The organism is Paenibacillus sp. PDC88 (assembly GCF_900106725.1).
GTDB lineage: Bacteria > Bacillota > Bacilli > Paenibacillales > Paenibacillaceae > Paenibacillus > Paenibacillus shunpengii.
Map to the genome: position 1 here is coordinate 1 of NZ_FNNT01000010.1, position 21,675 is coordinate 21,675.

At 40.2% G+C, this 21,675-nt stretch carries 20 protein-coding genes and 1 pseudogene; 6 read left to right on the forward strand and 15 right to left on the reverse strand.

Going from position 1 to position 21,675, the window contains the following annotated elements; all coding sequences use genetic code 11:
* Positions 1-240: 240 nt before the first annotated feature.
* Entirely contained in the window at positions 241-1,521 is a 1,281-nt protein-coding gene (locus BLW49_RS23270) for a murein hydrolase activator EnvC family protein (RefSeq protein WP_090727165.1), read from the reverse strand.
* A 299-nt stretch (positions 1,522-1,820) separates the two neighbouring features.
* On the opposite strand from BLW49_RS23270, the pseudogene BLW49_RS23275 reads away from it, so the two are divergent.
* Positions 1,821-3,410 (forward strand): annotated as a pseudogene (locus BLW49_RS23275) (heavy metal translocating P-type ATPase); the annotation flags it as partial.
* A gap of 253 nt (positions 3,411-3,663) precedes the next feature.
* Positions 3,664-4,965 (forward strand): IS110 family RNA-guided transposase, encoded by a 1,302-nt coding sequence (locus BLW49_RS23280; RefSeq protein WP_090727169.1) that lies wholly within the window; start codon positions 3,664-3,666, stop codon positions 4,963-4,965.
* A 466-nt stretch (positions 4,966-5,431) separates the two neighbouring features.
* Here the strand turns inward: BLW49_RS23280 and BLW49_RS23285 are convergent, their stop codons facing one another.
* From BLW49_RS23285 to BLW49_RS23300, 4 genes are all read right to left on the reverse strand, one after another.
* Entirely contained in the window at positions 5,432-5,860 is a 429-nt protein-coding gene (locus tag BLW49_RS23285) for a protein-tyrosine phosphatase family protein (RefSeq protein ID WP_090727170.1), read from the reverse strand.
* Between the two features lie 86 nt (positions 5,861-5,946).
* Positions 5,947-6,366, reverse strand: coding sequence for an arsenate reductase (thioredoxin) (gene arsC, locus BLW49_RS23290; protein ID WP_090727172.1), 420 nt, complete (start codon positions 6,364-6,366; stop codon positions 5,947-5,949).
* 38 nt (positions 6,367-6,404) lie between these two features.
* On the reverse strand, positions 6,405-7,700 hold the full coding sequence (locus tag BLW49_RS23295) for an arsenic transporter (RefSeq protein WP_090727174.1): 1,296 nt from the start codon (positions 7,698-7,700) through the stop codon (positions 6,405-6,407).
* Between the two features lie 183 nt (positions 7,701-7,883).
* Complete coding sequence (locus tag BLW49_RS23300) at positions 7,884-8,237, reverse strand: ArsR/SmtB family transcription factor (RefSeq protein WP_090727175.1); 354 nt, start codon at positions 8,235-8,237, stop codon at positions 7,884-7,886.
* 161 nt (positions 8,238-8,398) lie between these two features.
* Here BLW49_RS23300 and BLW49_RS23305 point away from each other — a divergent pair, with 161 nt between their 5' ends.
* The 3 genes from BLW49_RS23305 (at position 8,399) to BLW49_RS23315 (ending at position 10,295) form a co-directional block, all read left to right on the forward strand.
* On the forward strand, positions 8,399-8,722 hold the full coding sequence (locus tag BLW49_RS23305; RefSeq protein ID WP_090727177.1) for an ArsR/SmtB family transcription factor: 324 nt from the start codon (positions 8,399-8,401) through the stop codon (positions 8,720-8,722).
* A gap of 28 nt (positions 8,723-8,750) precedes the next feature.
* Positions 8,751-9,704 (forward strand): thioredoxin-disulfide reductase, encoded by a 954-nt coding sequence (trxB, locus tag BLW49_RS23310; protein ID WP_090727178.1) that lies wholly within the window; start codon positions 8,751-8,753, stop codon positions 9,702-9,704.
* An 81-nt stretch (positions 9,705-9,785) separates the two neighbouring features.
* Positions 9,786-10,295: an arsinothricin resistance N-acetyltransferase ArsN1 family A gene (locus BLW49_RS23315; RefSeq protein ID WP_090727180.1), complete on the forward strand. Its 510-nt coding sequence runs from the start codon at positions 9,786-9,788 to the stop codon at positions 10,293-10,295.
* 55 nt (positions 10,296-10,350) lie between these two features.
* Here BLW49_RS23315 and BLW49_RS23320 read toward each other — a convergent pair whose 3' ends face one another.
* The 9 genes from BLW49_RS23320 to BLW49_RS23360 all read right to left on the reverse strand — a co-directional run bounded on the left by BLW49_RS23320 (position 10,351) and on the right by BLW49_RS23360 (position 19,793).
* Positions 10,351-11,745, reverse strand: coding sequence for an NAD(P)-binding domain-containing protein (locus BLW49_RS23320; RefSeq protein ID WP_090727181.1), 1,395 nt, complete (start codon positions 11,743-11,745; stop codon positions 10,351-10,353).
* A 73-nt stretch (positions 11,746-11,818) separates the two neighbouring features.
* Positions 11,819-12,268, reverse strand: a complete 450-nt coding sequence (locus tag BLW49_RS23325) for a MarR family winged helix-turn-helix transcriptional regulator (RefSeq protein WP_090727183.1) — start codon at positions 12,266-12,268, stop codon at positions 11,819-11,821.
* A gap of 174 nt (positions 12,269-12,442) precedes the next feature.
* Positions 12,443-13,486: a flavin-containing monooxygenase gene (locus BLW49_RS23330; protein ID WP_090727185.1), complete on the reverse strand. Its 1,044-nt coding sequence runs from the start codon at positions 13,484-13,486 to the stop codon at positions 12,443-12,445.
* A gap of 24 nt (positions 13,487-13,510) precedes the next feature.
* Complete coding sequence (locus BLW49_RS23335) at positions 13,511-14,764, reverse strand: MFS transporter (RefSeq protein ID WP_090727187.1); 1,254 nt, start codon at positions 14,762-14,764, stop codon at positions 13,511-13,513.
* Between the two features lie 617 nt (positions 14,765-15,381).
* The gene (locus BLW49_RS23340) at positions 15,382-15,888 is read right to left on the reverse strand and encodes an SRPBCC family protein (protein WP_256209930.1); all 507 of its coding nucleotides are present in this window, start codon (positions 15,886-15,888) and stop codon (positions 15,382-15,384) included.
* A gap of 328 nt (positions 15,889-16,216) precedes the next feature.
* Entirely contained in the window at positions 16,217-16,462 is a 246-nt protein-coding gene (locus BLW49_RS23345; protein ID WP_090727190.1) for a glutaredoxin family protein, read from the reverse strand.
* A 28-nt stretch (positions 16,463-16,490) separates the two neighbouring features.
* On the reverse strand, positions 16,491-17,111 hold the full coding sequence (locus BLW49_RS23350; RefSeq protein WP_090727192.1) for an NAD(P)/FAD-dependent oxidoreductase: 621 nt from the start codon (positions 17,109-17,111) through the stop codon (positions 16,491-16,493).
* 28 nt (positions 17,112-17,139) lie between these two features.
* Positions 17,140-19,566, reverse strand: a complete 2,427-nt coding sequence (locus tag BLW49_RS23355; RefSeq protein WP_256209915.1) for a heavy metal translocating P-type ATPase — start codon at positions 19,564-19,566, stop codon at positions 17,140-17,142.
* A gap of 26 nt (positions 19,567-19,592) precedes the next feature.
* Positions 19,593-19,793 (reverse strand): copper ion binding protein, encoded by a 201-nt coding sequence (locus tag BLW49_RS23360; protein WP_090727193.1) that lies wholly within the window; start codon positions 19,791-19,793, stop codon positions 19,593-19,595.
* Positions 19,794-20,109: 316 nt separating this feature from the next.
* Here BLW49_RS23360 and BLW49_RS23365 point away from each other — a divergent pair, with 316 nt between their 5' ends.
* The gene (locus BLW49_RS23365) at positions 20,110-20,802 is read left to right on the forward strand and encodes a response regulator transcription factor (RefSeq protein WP_090727195.1); all 693 of its coding nucleotides are present in this window, start codon (positions 20,110-20,112) and stop codon (positions 20,800-20,802) included.
* Between the two features lie 58 nt (positions 20,803-20,860).
* Here BLW49_RS23365 and BLW49_RS23370 read toward each other — a convergent pair whose 3' ends face one another.
* Positions 20,861-21,454: a YdhK family protein gene (locus BLW49_RS23370; protein ID WP_090727196.1), complete on the reverse strand. Its 594-nt coding sequence runs from the start codon at positions 21,452-21,454 to the stop codon at positions 20,861-20,863.
* Positions 21,455-21,675 lie beyond the last annotated feature (221 nt).

A 21,675-nucleotide genomic window follows, 5' to 3' on the forward strand; every position in this document is an offset into this window, starting at 1 on the left:
CGCGGCGGACACCCTTGCCTTTGGCTAACAGTTCCTACTGCCAAGCCTGTAGCGGACTTTCACCGCCGAGCTATCGCCCATGCCGGGCGCACTAATAAAAGTGCGTTACAAGAGATCCCACTCTTGTAACGCACTTTATGACCTGTACTAAGTAAAATACCTACCTTTGATTCTATTAATACGAATCATTATTATACCAAGAAACGTTTTGGACCAATTTACGTTGCTATTCAACCTGCTCTATAAATAACTCAATGGATTTTGTGGAGTTCCATTCACACGTACTTCAAAGTGCAGATGTGGACCTGTTGAATTCCCAGTTGAGCCCACTTCAGCGATTTTTTGACCGCGGGATACAGATTCGCCTTCTTTTACTAGAGTACCATTCTCTCTGATGTGAGGATATAGTGTCCATAAGCCATCTCCATGATCAACGATAACTGTATTACCATATCCACCATACCACTCTGCCATAATGACCACACCTTCTTCTGCTGCATAAATACTCGTACCCTGAGGGGCAGCGAAATCTGTCCCATTATGCATTTTCCCTACCTCACCTGTTATAGGGTGAACACGTGGACCAAAGTTAGAGGAAATGATTGCACCTTGAATCGGCATTCCTAGTACTCCACCTCCGTTGGAAGAACTGCTGGAGCTCGATTTAGTATTGGAGCTAGAAACCTTTTGCAGTGTTTTTTTTCTCTCTGCCTCTTCTGCAGCGGCTTTCGCCTTCGCAGCTCTTGCAGCCTGCTCTTCTTTCAACGCATTTTTTTCCTGAACCAGTTCCGACCGTTTTGACGCAATTTCAACCAACATTTGATCTTGCTTATCACTGAGTTCACTTTGTGTTTCAATCTCTTTCTCATATCCAGCAATCAGCTTCTGCTTTTCTTGCTCTTTACTAGCTAGCTCCGCTTTATGAGCTTTCTTCTCTGCGTATAGCCGTTTATGCTCTGTATACTGCTTATCAAGTTGCTGTTTCTTCTCTACAACAAGCTGCTTATCTTTCTTGTGTTCAACTAATAGATTTTGGTCTTGGTCTACTATCATTTTTAAAGAATCCATACGCTGTAGAAAATCGGTGAGGCTTGTAGATGATAACAATACATCCAAATAGGAAACTGTACCATCCGTGTACATCAAACGTACTCGGGATTCTAGTAAGTCCTCACGAGCAGCAATCCTCTCTTCTGCAGCTTGTAATTCTTTCTTTGTATTGCGTAAGTTTTCTTCCGTTGTTTCAATATTGTAGGAGACAGTTGCAAGCTCATTGCTTACGTTATCTATTTGCTTCATGATGCTCTTCAAATATGTTTCTTGCTTTTGCTTATAGTAAACGGCTTCCTGCTTTTTCTTTTCAGCTTTTTCCTGCTCTGATGTTGCCGAATTAGACTGTTGTTCGAGCTTTTCCAACTCATTATCAATATCACTGATGCTTGACGCTGCATGACTATAAGCAGGGCTAAGAATAGTGGCTGTAATCAAACTTATTGCAAGTGCAGTTGCTGTCTTTTTCAACTTAATTCCCATCCTTGTACATATTTTTAAATTCGAATTTTGTCTTTCATTGAGATAAATGGCCTTAAGATTAATAGAGAGATGACGCTACTTGTCCTAAATCGCCTCAAAGTTACTAAAACCCCTAAAATATTGCCATATATGTATTCGAGATATGGCGAATTATTAAAATTTTGTTACCTTACATAATGTAGTTTATTTCACTCTACCTTGTCAACTCTTGGAGACGACAAATAAAGAGAGATTATCAATTTATCTGACAGCAAAGAAGATCCCTAAGAACGTTAAATTTCTTATTGGAATGGTTTGAAGGAGCAACCGTTGTCTGGCTCTTTTCTCTAGGTAACGTTCTTCAGACACGTTCAATTGAAAAGACTCGTAACTCAATACGTAGTCTAATTGATCTTGCTCCTTCTGAAGCTTTTGTTAAGAGCGACCAGCAACTTACAAAAAGACCTGTAGAAGAGATTTCTGTTGGAGAAATTATTGTCGTTAAACCTGGTGGAAAGATTCCTTTAGACGGAGAGGTTATCGGTGGTGAATCGAGCGTAAACCAAGCCCCTATTACAGGTGAATCCATTCCAGTTGATAAGAACGTTGGAGATACGGTCTATGCAGGTACCATCAATGAGCATGGATCTTTAGAAATAATCGTGACTAAATTAGTTGAGGACACAACCATTTCTAAAATTATTCATCTTGTTGAAGAAGCACAAGAGCAAAAAGCGCCGACAGAGGCATTTGTTGATAAATTCGCGCGTATCTATACTCCGATTGTGTTCGTTTTTGCCCTTGTCGTGATGCTTGTACCTCCATTAGAATTACTGGTTGTAGCATGTCCTTGTGCCTTGGTTATTTCGACTCCTGTTGCCATTGTATCTGCAATTGGGAATGCTGCTAAAAATGGCGTTCTCATTAAAGGTGGTGCATTCCTGGAAGTCGCAGGAAAGGTCTCTGCAATCGCCTTTGATAAAACGGGTACATTGACTGAAGGAAGACCTAAAGTATCGCAAGTAATTACAACGGTAGCAACAGAGGAAGAGTTGTTGTCCCTTGCTTATACGTTAGAAGAGTATTCCACGCACCCGATAGCTAAAGCTGTAGTTGAGTACGTCAAAGAACAAGGACTCTCCTCACTACAAGGCAATAAGTTTAGAAACCTAGTAGGTAAAGGTGTAGTAGCTAACATAGGTGATCAGGAATATTATGCGGGAAACCTCAAATTATTTCTCGAGTTGAACACCCCTCTTGGGGAAATCGAGTCGAAAGTTCAGATCCTTCAACAAGAAGGGAATACTATTGTTATTATTGGTACGCAAGAAAAAATAATCGGTGTGCTTGCCGTGGCTGACAGTATTCGTGAAACTTCAGCTAGAGCGCTTCGAGACCTTCAAAGTGTCGGTATGAAACAAGTGGTGATGTTAACGGGTGACAACGAGGGTACAGCTAAGAAAGTTGCTTCAAAGACAGGAGTAACCCGATTCTTTGCCGAACTGTTGCCTGAGAATAAAGTCACTGCTATTAAACAGCTTCAAAACGAGGGTCACTTAGTAGCAATGGTCGGAGACGGGATAAATGATGCTCCTGCTCTTGCAACAGCTGATCTAGGTATCGCCATGGGTGGAGCTGGAACTGATACTGCAATGGAGACGGCAGACATTGTATTAATGGCTGATAATTTAGAAAAGCTTCCTCATACGGTTAAACTTAGCCGTAAGGCAATTCGTATTATTAAACAAAATATATGGTTTTCACTTATTATTAAGGCTGCTGCTTTAGTATTGATATTCCCTGATCTGCTCACTCTTTGGATAGCCGTAATTAGTGATACCGGTGCGGCGCTTATTGTGATCTTAAATAGTATGCGATTATTAAAGGTTAAAAGTTAACTATTGTTCTAAAGAATCCCCTACTTTTCAGTTTGGGATTCTTTAGAATTTTCAGACACAAATTGATGGGCGTCATTATTAGATTGAAAAAAGTTGTTTAATTGTCTACCGCTTTCTTCTTTACTAAACTAACCTGCCCGTTAGAATTCCTGTAATACGAATATTTGGAGTTTGAATAAAAAAGAGCGCCTCGTTAAGATGGGGTTACGCACGAGGTCATTGCCTCAAAAACCCATCTGGAGGTCACTCTATCATGAAGTTTAAAGCACAAGACAAACAAAATCAACTCATTGAAAACATTACCGTTCATCATTTAGTGGTCGGCGTAGATATCGCTCAAGAGACCCATGTAGCCAGGGCCGTCAGCTTTCGTGGGATTGCTCTAGGGAATCCGCTCCAATTTGGAAATCATCGTGAAGGCTTCGAGCTTTTCAAACGTTGGATCCAAGACTTACTTAAAACCCACCAATTGAACAAAATTTTGGTTGGCATGGAGCCCACCGGTCACTACTGGTTCAGCCTAGCACGCTGGCTCTCCGACCAAGGTGTAGAGGCTGTTCTAGTAAATCCGCATCTTGTTAAAAAGAACAAAGAAAACCGAGATAATACGCCCTCTAAAAGCGATCACAAAGATGCGCTTGTTATTGCGGACATGATTAAAAATGGGTACTACTCCCCTGTTCGTTTTCATTCCGAGACTTACGAAGAACTACGTATTCTCATGGCTAATCGAGAAACCGTTACCAAGCACCTCAACAGTGCCGTCAACCAGATTCATCGCTGGGTCGATATTGTCTTTCCTGAGTTGCGGCAGGTCTTTAAGATCCTTACCTGCACCAGTGCAATCGCCACACTGAGACTCTTTCCGTTACCGAGTGAGATCGGTCAGTTAACTACGGATCAAGTTATTTCTGGCTGGAAGCAATATGTGAAGCGTCATGCTGGAGTGAAGCGCGCTGAGCTGCTGATTTCACTTGCAAAATCCAGTGTGGGTACGACTCAAGCTCTCCGTTCTTACAAGCTTCATCTGAGTCAGCTGCTCGAAGAATATGACTTAGCTCAGCGTCAACTTGAGCAGATTGAGCATGAGCTCCATACTACTCTCAAATCTATTCCTTATGCACAGAAGCTGCTTGAAATCCGAGGCATTCATGTAACAAATCTAGCAGGTATTCTTGGTGAGGCTGGAGATCTAAGTGGTTATTCACATGGTAATGCGCTGTTACGTCACGCCGGCTTGAATCTAGCCGAGGCTAGTTCCGGGAAATGGCGAGGAAAGATGGTGCTGAGTAAACGAGGCCGACCTCGCTTACGTCATTTTCTGTATCTCATGACGATGAGCATGGTGATGACGAACCCGGAAATTCGGGCTTTACACCACTACAATGTCGAGGAAAAGAAGTTAAAGAAGATGAAATCCATTATGAAATTATGCGGTAAAGTGGCGCGTATGCTTGTTGGTCTGGCCAAAAACAATGAACCTTACGATTTGACCAAAGTTTTCCCACAGGCAGTCATAAAATCATTCGATCCTCACCAGCTCATGCATTCGTAGGATTTCAAGAAGCACGGAGTATCGGGAGACATTACGCAAAAGGGCTCGGACCCGTTCCGTTAGAAAGACCGACCTCCACCCCTTAGATAGATGTGACGAAGGAATGATAGGGCTTTGACCCGTTGAGACATGGGAGCGAGAATCGCTAAGGTGAAGTGGAGACGTGCACGATATGGAACAATTTAGGTGATTGATACTTCACCTGTGTTTGCGCATGCCCTTTTCTATTCACCCCAGCCAAAAGCTGCTCCATAACTTCTTCTCGCACACTTACCACAGGGTGAAATCCTGCGAATTCACGAGCTTGAGTGAGGAAGTGAAATCATTTCGAGGGAGCTTAATGAAAATGGAGTAGCTGCCGACCGGCAATCTGCTCCATGCTCTTTGTCCTATCCAAATAGAATAACTCTTTTCCCGAACTGAGAGGGACCGTTATATTTGCGATGAGATAAGAATTGCTGCAAACTTACATTGTTTTATATAATCGGCGAAGTGCATCTCTCATTTCCGACTTAATATTGATATCTGGTCTCTTAGATTTTGCAGTTTGTTCAGCAGAATCTACATCCTTCTCATGTCCTAATTCAAGCAGAAGTCCTGTTGAAACCGTTCCTGTACGATTACGTCCTCCTGAACAGTGAAAGTATACCTTCTTCCCTTCATCTACTGCTTTCTTAACAGCTTGAATAGCCCTTTTAATCGATTCGTCTTGATGATCTTGATCTTCAACGATAGGGAAATGGTGACGAGTAGTACCCTCACGCAACTCTAAGTTGCCACTTGAACTGTCCCGCAAGTCAAACACATCCGTAATCCCTTGCTCCTTTACCGATTGTTCAATATCATCAGCACCACCTATATAGACTTTACCTTTTATAAGTTCATGGTAACTCATTACTGGTTTCCTCCAAATTATCTAAGATAACTTTCTTAAATCCCTAAAAGAACCCGAGTATTTTAATCTCGGCTTACGTTACACGCTTACTCGCCCGTTTTCGCGAACGTTTCGATACGCTGTCCAATTTCATCGCGTACACGTTGGAATACTGACCATTTTTCTTCGTCTGTTCCTTGAGCTTTCGCTGGATCATCAAATCCCCAGTGTTCACGGCGAACATTTGGTGGAGTCATTGGGCATTTATCAGCTGCATCACCGCAAAGAGTGATGACAAGATCAGCAGAATTTAGAATAGCTGGGTCGATTATATCGGATGTTTGATTGGAAATATCAATACCTACTTCGTTCATTGCTTTTACCGCATTTGGATTTAAGCCATGTGCTTCAATTCCAGCACTATACACATTCCATTCGTTTCCTAAGTGTTTTTTTGCCCAACCTTCAGCCATCTGACTGCGGCAAGAGTTTCCGGTGCACAAGAAATAGATCGTTTTTTTACTCATATTGTTATCTCTCCTTTAATAAGTCCAAACTATATTTTTTATAAAATGAGGAGCCATAAATACAAACCTAAGAGTGTAATAAACAGGGTTGGAATCGTAATAATTATCCCCGTTTTAAAGTAGGTTCCCCATGATATTTTGATGCCTTTCGTTGAAAGTACATGCAGCCATAGAAGCGTTGCTAATGAACCGATTGGAGTAATTTTAGGTCCTAAATCAGATCCGATGACGTTTGCGTAAACCAAAGCTTCTTTTATGACTCCTGTAGCATGAGTCGCATCAATAGCAAGCGCATTAATCATTACTGTCGGCATGTTATTCATAATGGATGAAAGAATAGCTGCAATGAATCCCATTCCCATCGTTGCTGCAAACAACCCCTGCTCTGCCACAGCTGCAATTGCATCAGCCAAGAGATCTGTCATGCCTGCATTTCGTAGTCCATATACAACAACGTACATCCCGATTGAAAAGAATACGATATTCCAAGGCGCACCTTTAACTACTTCTTTCGTTTGTACAGCAGGACTTCTTCTTGCAAGCATTAAGAAAGCTAAAGCGATGATGCCAGCAACGATAGAAACTGGAATACCAACAAACTCACTTACAAAGTAACCGATAACGAGAATGGCCAGCACGTACCACGATATCCGAAACATGGCGTGGTCTTTTATCGCTTCCGATGGAGCTTTAAGATCGGAATCATCGAATCTCTTAGGAATACTTCTTCTGAAGAAAATATAAAGAACAAGAATACTTGCCACCAAGGAAAAAACATTCGGAACAATCATCCGACTCGCATACTCAGTGAAGCTGATCCCAAAGAAATCGGCAGATACGATGTTGACCAGGTTACTTACAACCAGGGGAAGCGATGTAGTGTCTGCAATAAAACCGCTGGCAATGATAAACGGAAACACTTTTTTCTCATCAAAGTTTAGGGCTCGTACCATAGCAAGCACAATCGGCGTCAGAATGAGTGCAGCTCCGTCATTCGCAAAGAAAGCAGCGACGAGTGCACCGAGTACACTAATGTACACAAACATTCGAATTCCATTTCCTTTGGCTGCCCGAGCCATATGCAGTGCAGCCCATTCAAAGAACCCGATTCGATCCAAGATTAATGAAATCAAAATAATGGCCACAAACGCTAAGGTTGCATTCCATACGATTTGCGTAACGTCCCAAACATCTTGGAAACTGACGACTCCAACTAACAGAGCAAGAACAGCACCGCCACATGCAGACCAACCAATGTTTAAATTTTTCGGCTGCCATATGACAAGCACTAGTGTAACTAAAAAAATGATACAAGCTAAGATTGTCGATACCACTATAAAACCTCCAACTTGACTATCTTCTAAGGTTTAGCAAGACATACACAGCATGCTCTGACCTTATCTGTTAAAAACATCAAAGAACCTGAATATAAGCTAGCTCTAGGATTTGTCATAAACCGCCTCCTCTTTTCCGAAATCATTATATAAGCATATACTTATATATACAACCCACTTTTTTTATTTTCCTCCGATACAAGAGGATTGTAATCCCTGTTTATTAAGCTCCGTCAGAATTTGCTGAGCATGAGGTAAATTTTGCAGAACAGCCTGAATATACGGTTTGTCCTCCACATGCAGCGAGTAGTAAATCCACTGACTTCTTCTCGATTCTTTTACAAGATCCAAGGATTTCAGCTTCCGGATATGCTGACTTATCGCTGGCTGAGACATTTCAAAGATATCCACAAATTCGCATACGCACCATTCGCGTTCTTGTAAAAGCAACATCATCGTAAGTCTTGTTTTATCTCCTAGAAGCTTCAAACGATCCGCAGCGAGAGATAAATCAGATGTGGTTACAATTTCACTCATGATCCTACTCCCCTTTCTTACTATCGATAATTTCTGTTGTATTCATCATACATAACATCTATCCATTTATCAAATTATTTTGATGTATTGATACCATGCTGACTCTATGTTAAAATTTAATTAATCAAAAATATTTGATTTATATAAGGGAGAATATTCTCATGACGATAGACGCGACATTCTTGGCCAGTTATGAGGCCAAATTCAAAGCATTAGCGGATCAGAAGCGACTCCTCATAATCAATGAGCTTTGCCAATATGAAGAAGTTTGCGTTTGTGATCTTGTAGAAAAGATGGAAATACCTCAGTCCAAGCTCTCCTATCACCTTAAGATACTTCTAGATGCCGGATTCATACTCAAAGAAACAAGAGGTACTTGGAGCTATTACAGGCTAAATCAAAGTGAAATCAATAAAGTACTGTCTCCGGAATTGTGCTGTATATTCACAAAACCGAGTAGTACTACCAATCAAACCAGATGCTAATCTAATTTGTCTGTTAAGGAGGATTCTTATGTATAAATCAGTTATTATTGGTACCGGTCCTGCAGGATACACAGCAGCCATCTATCTTGCGCGTGCTAATTTGAACCCTCTCATTATTGAAGGACTTCAGCCTGGTGGACAGTTAACCACAACGACCGAAATTGAGAACTTCCCGGGTTTTCCTGAAGGAATCATGGGTCCAGAATTAATGGATAACATGCGTAAACAAGCCGAACGTTTTGGCGCTGAGTTCAAATCCGGATTTGTAAGTGAAGTGGACTTCAGTAAACGACCTTTCAAACTCAAAATTGATGGCCAGGATGAGATCGAAGCAGAATCCGTTATTATCTCCACTGGAGCATCAGCTAGATATCTTGGTATACCTAATGAGCAAGAATACGTCGGGCGTGGCGTGAGTACCTGTGCTACATGTGATGGATTCTTCTTCCGCGGTAAGAAAATCATTGTCGTAGGCGGTGGAGACTCTGCTATGGAGGAAGCTAACTTCTTAACTCGATTTGCTTCTGAAGTCGTATTAGTCCATCGTCGGGATGAATTAAGGGCCTCTAAAATTATGCAAGACCGGGCAAGATCAAACCCAAAAATAACGTTTGCCTTAAATCGAACACCAGTAGAAGTACTTCCCAAAGAAATGGGGATTCAAGGATTAAAAGTCCTTAATAATGAAACGGGACAAGAAGAAGTGATTGAGGCGGACGGATTGTTTGTCGCTATTGGACACACACCAAATACCTCTTTCCTAGGTGGACAAATCAATACGGACGCTCATGGATACATTGTTGTAAATCCAGGAACGACAGAAACCAATATCCCAGGTGTTTTTGCTTGTGGAGACGTACAGGACTCTAAGTACCGTCAAGCGATCACCGCTGCAGGATCAGGTTGTATGGCTGCTATGGATTCTGAAAAATTCCTGGAGGGTTCGGCCATACAGGACTGGAGCGGCATTCTAGATCAATAATCTCTCTTCAAAAGCTCATCAAACACTCTGATGAGCTTTTGTTTTATATTCAAGAAAATAGTCTACAATGGAGGTAGCAAAATGGAGATACGTATTCGACCTGCAATCGAAAGTGATGCTCAAGGTATTATGGAGATCTATAATTACTCAATCGTAGTTGAGAGAAATGCAACCTATGAAACAATACCTAAGACGTTAGAAGATCGAACCCAGTGGATACGATCCCAAGGAGATCGGTATCCCATTGTAGTTGCAGAATTGAATGATCAGATTATTGGCTGGGCCTCTGTGTCTAGTTACCGGACAAGGGAGTGTTATCGAGGGGTTGGAGAATTTTCTGTATATGTACATAAAGACTTTAGAAAGCAAAATGCAGGCTATAAGCTGCTTGATGAACTTATTAAGGTGTGCAAGGATTCAGGTTATTGGAAGCTGCTCTCACGTATCTTCACCTTTAATCAAGGAAGCCGGAAACTGTGTGAACGCTGTGGGTTTAGAGAAGTTGGAATATATGAAAAACACGCGAAATTAGGGGATGAGTGGCTCGATGTTGTCATAGTCGAGAAAATCATTTCTGAAAATCTAATCTAGTGGAGAGTAAAAAGGCCCGTCATCCGGCGGGCCCTTTTAATTATTTATTTGTAGCTTAGCTACAGCAAGAAGACACTTTAGCAGCAGGTGTTGGAGAACAGCAGCTATCCTCAACTTGATCGAATACATTATTTATACTGCATACACCCGTCTCTGGTAATTCCAACTCCACTTTTTCGGCTCCTTCATAATCTCCTACCAGATAAGCAGCAATGGATCTCACCTGCTCATAGCCTGTTGCCATAAGAAAGGTTGGAGCTCGGCCGTAGCTCTTCATGCCCACAATATAGAAGTTCTTTTCCAAATGTCGAAGTTCTTTTTCGCCGTGTGGACGAACCGTTCCACAGCTGTGTACATTAGGATCAATAAGTGGAGCTAGAGTCTCTACACTTTCCGTAGTTTGATCGATACTCAGTCGCAGCTCGCTTAAGAACGAGAAATCCGGACGACTTCCTGTGTTTACAACAATTTCGTCTATGCCCTCAACTTGTTTTACTTCACCAAGACTCGTGCCGGTAATGTTGATTTTACCATCCATTTGTTTCAAATGATGAATACGGAATGGTGTAAAGACCTTTATTCTACCTTGATCTACAAGTCGATGAATCCGACTTCCAAGTGCTCCTCTAGCCTTCAATTGGTCATTGTCTTCCCCACCATACGCATTTCCTACTTTACTCTTTCGCATGATCCAAAAGATTTCTGTATTTGGATCTTTAGACAGTTCCAGCATTGAGTTAATTGCCGAATGCCCTCCTCCAATTACCGCCACTTTCTTACCATTGAATCGTTCACCATCTCTGTTATTAATATCAGGGATGCCATAATAAATATGCTCTTTAAGATCTCCTTCTTCCTTCGTCCAAATCCCACTGCTATGGATCGGATTTGCTTTCCCCCAAGTGCCTGTCGCATCAATCACTGCTTTTGCCTCATACAGGGTTGTTAATTGGTTTTCCTCCACTAAAATAATAAATGGCTGGCTTTCACGCCCTAAGGTTTTCATTTTGTCCATATCTTTTCTGCTGACTGCTGTTACTTTTACATTCAGTTTTAAGCTAGATTCTATCTCAGGCAAACGGGATAGTGGGTATAGATACTGCTCCAAAAGCTCTTTACCAGTTGGTAAAACATCATCATCTGGACGTTCCCAACCCGCTTTCTCGAGTAATCTAGCCGCTGCTTTATCGATGTTGTATTGCCAAGGGGAAAATACTTGTACATGCCACCATTCCTTAATATGACTTCCCACCTCAGCTCCAGACTCAAAGATGATAATATTTTCTCCTCTTTCAATGAGGTGGGCTGCTGCAGCAAGTCCGATTGGACCGGCTCCAATGATGGCTACAGGTAGATTGGAGGACGGGTTACCGCTCATTTTAACGACATCTTTGTTGGTTTCAGGAGCACAACAATTATTTTGAACTTGTGTAAATTGGATTTCTTTCATTTAACATACCTCACAACATGTTTTTATTTGCAATTTGCAAGTATATATTGATTATGTAGGGTGATCTTAAAGATCACCCCATTGGTGTACAGCATTTATCTGATTTCAGCATACTTTCATTTAACAACTTAATCGATCGGAGAACCGTTTCTCTCTCAAATTCATTCATAAAAGAGAAAACCTCATTTAAGTAGCTGTTCATATTCTCATCGATCGTCGTAGCCACGAATTTCCCTTCAGTCGTCAGATGCAGAATATATACTCTACGATCCTCTGGAAGTGTTGTTTTCTTAACTAAGTTCTTTTTAATCAACGTTTGTACCTGACGGCTAAATGTGGTTATATCCATGCCAAGCGTCTCCGCGATCTGCTGCATAGATGGCTCATGCTGTCGATCAATTTCATAAAGTATATGGCTTTGGATCATGGATATATCATTAGTCCCTACACTACAACAATTCTTATTCAAAAGGCCGAATCGGCGTGCAGTCACTTGTAGTAGTTCTCTCGGACTTTCTTCCATCTAAGCTCACCTCTTGATTCAGTTATACTATATATATTTGCATTTTGCAAGTATATGATTTAAATCATCCATGTATATATCCGATCACCAAGTCAATATTCAATATTAAAGAGGCAGAGCGTTAAAATCTTAAAAACAAATTTAGACTTCTGATTTTAAACTAACCATCCTAATTTAAAATTTTTTGGCTTGATCGATTACATATCGAGCATCGGGTCCAACACCACGAAGTGTAGCAGATGAAAAAGACCGCTGTCCAGGTATTCCCACATAATAAAGTCCTTCTACAGCAGTACTTACCCCTTTCTTTTGTAACGGTTCTTCATTCACATTTAAAGCATCTAACCTCTTTAAATATTCATAATTTGATCGATAACCCGTTGCAAATATGACCTGATCTATCTTCTCTTTCTCACCGTTTTCCCAAACCACTCCTTCTTCATAAAAGGCACTGAACATCGGTCTTTGTTGTGGTTTTCCTTCCTTTAATCGCTGTCGATAATGATCTAGATCCATTACGGATGAATTAAGGGCTAACTTTTTACCGATGGGCCAAACGGAATTGATACCAAACCATTTAAACCAATCATGAATATCCCGACCTAAAATACGCTGCGGTACTAGAGATACAGGTTCTCTTACTGCGAGTGTAGCATGTGCTACTTCCGCTAGTTCCATGCTAATTTGTACTGCTGAATTCCCTCTCCCCACAACAATTACTCTTTGATCTTTGTATGCTTCAGGGGATCTATAAAATGCAGAGTGAGTTATAGATCCTTTGTAAGTTTGCTCTCCGGTTATTTTAGGAACATAGGGCTTGTTAAACGATCCGGTAGCACAGATAAGAGTCCGGGATAAGTACGTTTTGCCTGAAGAAGTATGAATTTCAAAAGCACCTGTATTATTCCGGAGCACCTCTATGACTCGGGTATGAAAAACCAGAGGCAACTCAAAAAATCTCGCGTATTCATTTAAATACGCTATCACTTCATCTCGAAGTGGATAACGCTCCCCCGGTGATGCCAAAGGAAGACCCGGTAATGATGAGTACTTAGCCGGTGAAAATAACTTAAGGCTGTCATAATAATAAGGCCAAGATCCTGCAGCCTGCCCCCCAGCTTCTAAAATCAAAAAAGAACGTCCACTCGTCTTTAAGTAGTATCCCGAAGCTAAGCCTGCCTGGCCGCCGCCAATAACAATCGTATCCCAAATTTTCATTTGTACCTTCCCTTTCCTACATCATTATGAAACTTGATACAATCGTTTCCGCCGATGATTAAAATATAAAAACAGACTACACAACCATAAAAGCAGAGCGGCCGCAGTGTTAATCATCGTATCTCCGAACACGGAAAGTAAGGTGAATCCCAAAAAAGGGCCTAATGCTGCTCCCACATCGACAATCATGGAGTAAAAAGATACGACATGATGGCGATTGGAGGACGTAGAAGCGTACTGAGCAGCGTCTGCATCAGTAAGGGTCGTCACAATAGAAGAAATAAGAAGTAATGCGATCAAAGTAAGTAACCAAGCTAATGTATTGACATTCAAACCCAAAATGGCAAACATTATTCCTCCTGCTATAAAGCTTACGGTTAACCAAACCACCCTTGATTTAGATTTATCGCTAAGCTTACCTGCCCAATAACCTAAGATCGGATCTGAAAACCATTTAAATGCTAGCAGAATGCCGGTAATTGTAGCTGCTCCGATAGAGCTCAATAAAGCTATCGTTGAAAAGTCCTGCAGTTCAATCCAATAACTTAAAGTGGATTTCATATAACCTTGAAATAGGAGGGAAACGCTGAATCCAGCAAAAAGAATGATAAGGAGTTTTGAATCTATTTTTAACATTGCTCGCTGGTCCAATTGTGTTAATTCCTTTTTTGTCATTTCATTTCTGCCTGGCTTACGAATAAAGAACAATAACGGGATCGAGATCAAAGCAAATATTCCGAATCCCATAAGTACAAATGAAACCCCGAAATTTTCTGACAAAAGAGAGCCAAATACCATACCCACCACAGCCCCACAGCCTGAGAGCCCATTAAACAGTCCAGTAAGCTTACCCGGCTGGCTGCTTACGGTAACAGCTTCAACGATCGAAAGTTGACCGGCTTGTCGGATAAATGACCAAGCAATGCCCCAAATACATCTTGCTACGAGCAAAAAGGCAAAACCTTGAAAGTAGCCATAGGAAAAAGTAGTAATTACTGTGAGTATAATTGCAATCATTAATCCACTTTTAATGGAATACCGGGTATAGAACCAGCCAATGAGCGGATGAATTGGAATGCGGATAAAACGATTAATAGATAGTAGAACCCCCACCTGCCATAAAGCAGTTAGTCCAAAATCTTTGCTATACACGGGTAATACTGCGTAAAGCATTGCATCACCAAATAAACAAATCGCAGTAATAATCGCGATAATTCTCAGATTATTTTCAACTTGTGGTGTATTAAGTGGCTGACTCCTCTTCCTTTCAACGAGCAACGATCTTCACACTCCTCTGCTTTCGCTTCTCAATAAACGGTTATATGAAACATCTTCTTTATACCCTTAAAACTTGTTATTTGCAATTATTTTTTTTATAAAATCAATAAAAAATCTCTATATTTAACTGAATTCGGGGAATTCAAAATAAATTAGAATATATTTTACTTGCATTTTACAAATATATAGTATATAACTTAATCAAATAAATAGATCAGGAAGAACACACCATGTTTAGAGAATTTTATTATTACGAACACACAATAAACCAAGAGAAAAATACAACAGAATGGATAGATGACAGTATATTCAGAACAATAGAGACTCTCATAAGCACTTTGAGAGAGTTACTCAAAGGTAATAAAAATAAGACCAGCAATCTAGTATGCTGTCCTTAATAAGGATATTTTACTTACCAACAAAGAGTTGAAGTGATTCGACTCTCAAGTAATGTAAAAACGACCTTCTATTGAGAAGGTCGTTCTAAATTGACGATTCGTCAATTTAGAATTAAACTAACCTGCCCGTTAGCTTAACAAAAAAGCAGCCGATCACATTGACCAGCTGCTATTTGTATTATTTAATTAACGTTTCCCGATAGTTTGGTTTAAGATTATTTACGAGACATTATTATTTAATGGTTTACAGCACAAATTGCCCTCGCCTTTTTCTAGAGTGGATTTCAAACTTTCAAGAACACCTGACCAAGCCATTTGGTGCCAGTTAAATGCTTCAATCCAGTTCTCATTATCTTTAAAACCTATATGTTTAACAATTACTTTTGTAGAATTTTCACTTACCGATTTAAAACTAACTTCGACAGTTGTTAGGGTATCTTCATTGTTCATTAGATTTTTAAACTGGTCTGGACCCTTCCAAGTAAAATTTAACTTTTGTTCAGGTATAAACTTAGTGATCTTACACCCCATCGTATTCATACCTGTTCTATCTCCAGGTATGAAGAAAAGTTCGTATGTACCACCTTCCTTAGCCTCTATTACAGTTTCAGGTGCAAACCATTCAGAAACTCTTTCAGAAATTGTCCAAGCATACCATACTAAATTTAATGGTGCATTAATGCTTACCTCTTTAATAAGAGTTTTATCATTTGTATTGTTTGTCAGAAAAATCACCCCTTCTGTAAATTTTTTCAAATATATAGTAGCATTCATATAAGGTTTATGAAATAGCTTTCTTTATTTCCAATAAAAGTTATGCTTATGATGTGAATGCTTATTACGAAAAATACCGAGTAAAAGTTAAAAAGGCCGTTCGTCTGCTCGTAGCTTAATAGAAGAAAAGCAGCATATCATGATGATCTGACCTGCTGCTCTTTAATGATGAGTTAAATTTATTCTGTTGATAGAGAGGACACTGTGTACGGTGCATGGATTTTCCCCTTACTGTGATCTGCTTTCATTCCATTTAAAACAACTTCTATTTAGAAGGGAATTACTTATGCAGCCGATCACTTATTTCAGTAAGATTCTCAGCAAACCCCACGAATACTCTATCATCTATAACTATAGTTGGAACTATCTGCTTCCCCGTTAGTTTCCGAACCTCTTCTGCATACGTGGCATCCTCTTCGCAATTATATTCAGTAAAGGACACCTGATGTTCATTGAAAAATCGTTTAGCATAATTGCAATCACTACAAGTTGGAATCGTATAAATCTTAATAGAATCTCTACTCATCTCATCTCCTCCTTCTTCTTTGTGTTGATTATCCAGCTACACTCTTTAGCTCATCAAGCGAGACCCGATTGACAAACTTACTGAACTTTTCTTTTCCTTTGGCATTAGCAATGTAATAATGAATAATGGCCTTAATAACCGGAACGAGCTGCTCTGCCGCTAGTCCAGTTAGTAACTTAGTTGCAATGGAAGCTTTTAGTCCCTTCGGTTCACCACCGACATAAATATCGAATGCACTCTTCATCTTGACTACACTAATATCTTTTAACAATGGCTCACTTGTTCCGAGTCCGCAACCTGCATAACCAATTTTTATTGGTGTTGGTGTTTCAATTCCAGCTACCGCTTCATTTAACCTTAGTGCTGTATCTAAACCGGCATCTTCTGCTCCTTTGCAAAAATTGCAAGCAATTAGACTTTTCACTACAAATCCAGACGGATAAAATTCTAATCCAGCTTCCCTTAGCTCTTTTGTAATTCTGTCTCTCTGATTGACCGGCACTTCCATGTAAAGCTGCTTGAATGGTGTCATTTCTAATTTTGTTTGACTATCTGCCAAAGCACCGATCTTTACTAACTGCTCTGGAGTGAAGAGGCTTCCGCCAACTTGTATTGGCGGATTGACAGCAATTTTAATGTTTTCTCCCATAACTAATCCCCCATGTAGATCATTAATGCTAGAGTTTCACACGTTGTAATCGTAAAGCATTTAGAACAACGGAAACTGAACTCAGTGCCATAGCTGCACCTGCTACCCAAGGTGCCAACAAACCGATAGCTGCGATCGGAATCCCAAGGGTATTGTAACCAAGAGCCCAGAAAAGATTTTGTTTGATGTTGCTCATTGTCTTACGACTCATATATATAGCGTCCGGAATGCTAGACAGATCCCCACGCATTAACGTAACGTCCGCAGCTTCCATAGCAACATCTGTGCCAGTGCCGATTGCCATTCCGATATCAGCTGTAGCGAGTGCCGGAGCATCGTTAATTCCATCCCCCACCATAGCAACCTTTTTACCTTCTGTTTGAAGTTTTTTTACTTCCTCTGCTTTACCTTCTGGAAGTACTTCCGCACGAACATGGTCGATGCCGACTTCAGCGGCAATCGCTTTCGCAGTTCGTTCATTATCCCCAGTGATCATAATGACCTGAATTCCCATATCCTTCAATCGGCTAACCGCAGCTTTTGATGTCTCTTTGATAGTATCCGCTACTGCCACCATTCCGGCATACTGACCATCAATTGCAACTAGCATTGCAGTTTTTCCAGACTCCTCCAAGGTCGCCATGTTTTCAAAGGCTTCTTTCGCGCTCACGCTGTATTTATCCATCAGCCTACGTGTTCCGATCAGGACATTCTTTCCTTCTACGGAAGCCTTGATGCCAAAACCGGGAATAGCCTCAAACGCTTCGGTTGCTGGAATCTCAATATTTCGATCTTGAATACCTGCAACAATTGCTTCTGCAAGAGGGTGCTCTGAATTTTTTTCAGCGGCACCAACAAGTCTTTGAAACTCCACTTTATCTATATTTGTTATTACATCTGTAAGTTCTGGCTTCCCTTTAGTGACAGTCCCCGTTTTATCAAGAATGATGGTGTCAATTTTATGAGTTTGTTCCAGGTGTTCACCACCTTTGAATAGAATACCGAATTCAGCCGCCCGCCCGGATCCTGCCATAATGGATGTCGGGGTCGCCAAGCCAAGTGCGCAAGGACATGCAATAACAAGAATCGCAATTGCCTTTTCTAGAGATCCGGCAAAATCACTTGGAGTTATAAAGAAGTACCAAATTAAGAAGGCCAACACTGCGATACCAACAACAATTGGGACGAAAATGCCCGAGATCTTGTCGGCAATTCGTTGAATAGGAGCTTTCGAACCTTGGGCTTCCTCTACGACTTTCACGATCTGAGCTAATGCGGTTTCTTTGCCAACTTTCGTTGCTCGAACCCGAAGCATACCATTTTTGTTAATCGTTGCTCCAATTACCGCATCGCCGGGTTTCTTTTCGACAGGTATGCTTTCTCCTGTTAACATGGATTCATCTATTGAAGATTCTCCTTCAATGACTTCACCATCTACAGGCACTTTGTTACCAGGACGTACAAGGATGATATCACCAACCAAAACCTCGTCTACTGACATTGTTAATTCCTGGCCATCACGAATAACTAGAGCTGTCTTTGCCTGAAGTCCCATCAAAGATTTAATAGCTTCTGAAGTGCGTCCTTTTGCTTGGGCTTCAAACAATTTACCCATGACAACCAATGTAATGAGAACCGCACTTGTCTCAAAATACAAAGAAGGACCATGATGCATATCACTGCCGTTTAAGTACCAATCCATTGTTAAATATAAACTGTAAAAATAAGCTGCAGAAGTACCTAGCGAGATTAGTACATCCATATTCGCACTGCCGTTACGAAGAGCTTTATAGGCGCCAACGTAAAAATGCCAACCTATATAAAATTGCACTGGTGTTGCAAGTATTAATTGAAACCATGGATTCATAAAGATCTCCGGCATGTAAATCCAAGATGTGAAGGAGAAATGGGCAACCATACTCCACAACAACGGCAATGATAGGATTGCTGAGATGAGTAACCGTTGTTTCTGGCGCTTAGTTTCTTTTTCCCGATGATCTCCAGCAGATTCGTTTTCATTCTTTAAGATGGCTTTGTAGCCTAGCTGGTTGACTTTGTTTTGCATATCAGAAACTGATATTTCATCAGGAGAATACTCAACCCGTGCCGATTCTAAAGCAAAATTGACGGTTGCATTCGTTACGCCGGGCAACTTTCCTAGACCTTTCTCTATCCGGTTGGCACATGCAGCGCAGGTCATACCCTCAAGCTGAAATTGAGCGACTTCGCTTACCGTTTCGTAACCCAACTTACGGATGGTTTGCTCAAAATTCTCAATACTTATTTTAGTAGGATCATAATTAACACTTGCTTTTTCCAAAGCAAAGTTGACGTTTGCTGTAGTCACACCATCAAGTTTGCTCAATCCTTTTTCAATGCGATTTGCGCAGGCGGCACAAGTCATGCCGCTCACCCGCAAAGTTGTTTGTTTTATTGGAGTTGAACTTGTTTCCAATGTACTCACTCTCCGTCCATTAAAATTCACATAACATCATATCCTTGTTCTTCAATGGTTTCTTTAATTTGATCTAATGTTATCTTGTCTTCGTTATAGGTTATCTCCACAGCATTGCTGTTCAAATCCACCTTTCCAGATACCCCTATACTTTTCAGTGCACCTTCGATGGAGTTCACACAATGCTGACAACTCATTCCCTCAACTTGCAAAGTCATATTTTTCATTTTAAATTCTCCCTTCAATATCATTTTTTATAGTGTTTCCCTATAGATAAAAATTAATTAATTTATATACCCCCCCTCCCTATATTAGATTCTTTTTTAAAGGGCCTTGTTAAAAGGTCCCTTTAATTCATCATTTATTTCTGTTTCAATTTACTATACCCCCATGGGGTATGTCAAGATACAAAGTTCTAATTATCAAAAACCAGGTATTCGCTGATTATAAGACTTGAGTTGTATAAATATATCCTATAACATAAAAGATACTTCGTTATTTAAACATCTATTTCAATACAAAACACGAGGAGTATATAGAATCATGATTACAGTATTAATAATAGACGATGAACAGAGAATGTTGGATTTATTGTCTCTTTATCTTACCCCCCTAGGGTATAAATGTATCAAAGTAAACTCAGCTGTAGATGCACTAATTTATTTGAAATCAAATCAAGTAGACATAATTTTATTAGATATAATGATGCCAGATATGGATGGTTGGGAAGCATGCGAGAAAATTAGAAAAAATTCGAGTATTCCAATCATTATGCTTACCGCACGGAGTGAAAAATCTGATATTGTAAAGGGATTAAATATCGGTGCTGACGATTATGTAATGAAACCATTTGATGATACTGAATTGGTAGCAAGGATAGAAGCCGTACTTCGGAGGGGAAAGACTGAAGAAGGAATAAATGGGTTATCTTTTAAAGGCTTATCCTTGATAAAAGATTCGTTTGAAGCCCTTTATAAGAATATAAAGATTGAATTAACCCCTAAAGAGTTTTATATGGTTGATCTTTTCCTCAATAATCAAAACAGGGTTTTCTCAAGAGAACATCTAATCAGTAAGATTTGGGGATATGATGTTTTTATCGATGATCGTACCATTGATTCTCACGTTCGAAATATACGCAAAAAACTTCGAGAAGCAGATTTTCCTGCTGATGATTATTTACACACCGTATGGGGGGTCGGGTATAAATGGACAAGTGATAAAAATAAATCATAGAAAATAAAAGCAGAAGAAGGCTTGTAAGATGCTCTCTTCTGCTTTTGTTTAAGACAAATCACTCAGCAGCTGGTGCTAACTCATTTTCTGTTACCCATTTATGATTCTTAACTTCTTCGCTACCTGTAGTTGGGGTAAAATCAATCATATACACCGTTGTTCTTTCAGCAGAGTCAATTTTTACAGTTGCACCCTCCATACCTTCCATGTGAGATGCCTCTGTTTGCACTTCAGCCCCAGGCGCTAATGGTTCTTCACCTGCATCAATTAGTTCTTCATGAATTACCCATTTATGATTTTCTACGGGTTCTCCACCTGTAGTCGGGGTATAAGAAATCGCATAGGCTGTAGTATCATAAGCACCAACAATAGTTGCTTCAGCGCCTTTCATTCCCTCCATATGCCCTTCTTTAATAATTGCTTTAGTACCGACAGGATACTTAGGATTTTCTGCTTCCTTTAGATACTCTGGTACTTCACCTGAAGTCGAATGGTTCATCTCAGAGTGATCCATTCCTGTATTTTCTTCTGTACCTTGATTCATGTCCGTATTTCCATTTTGATTTTCATCATTAGCGCCACCGCACGCAGAAAGCATGAGCGCTGTGATTAGTGTAATAATACCGATCATCAATTTTTTGTTTTTGAACATAATTAATTCCTCCTTTATTTACCCTCACTATAACCACTAAATTTGCAGAAAATATGGAGCAGTTAGACATAAAACCTTACAGACGACACATTTTTAATTAAACAAATTCCAAAGTCATTTTAAATATTTCCTGGAAGGTGTACATAATATACATAAAAAAGTTATTTTGAAATAAGAATTTTCTTCTAAAAAATTAAGAAAAGAGCACTAGCAAAGTGCTC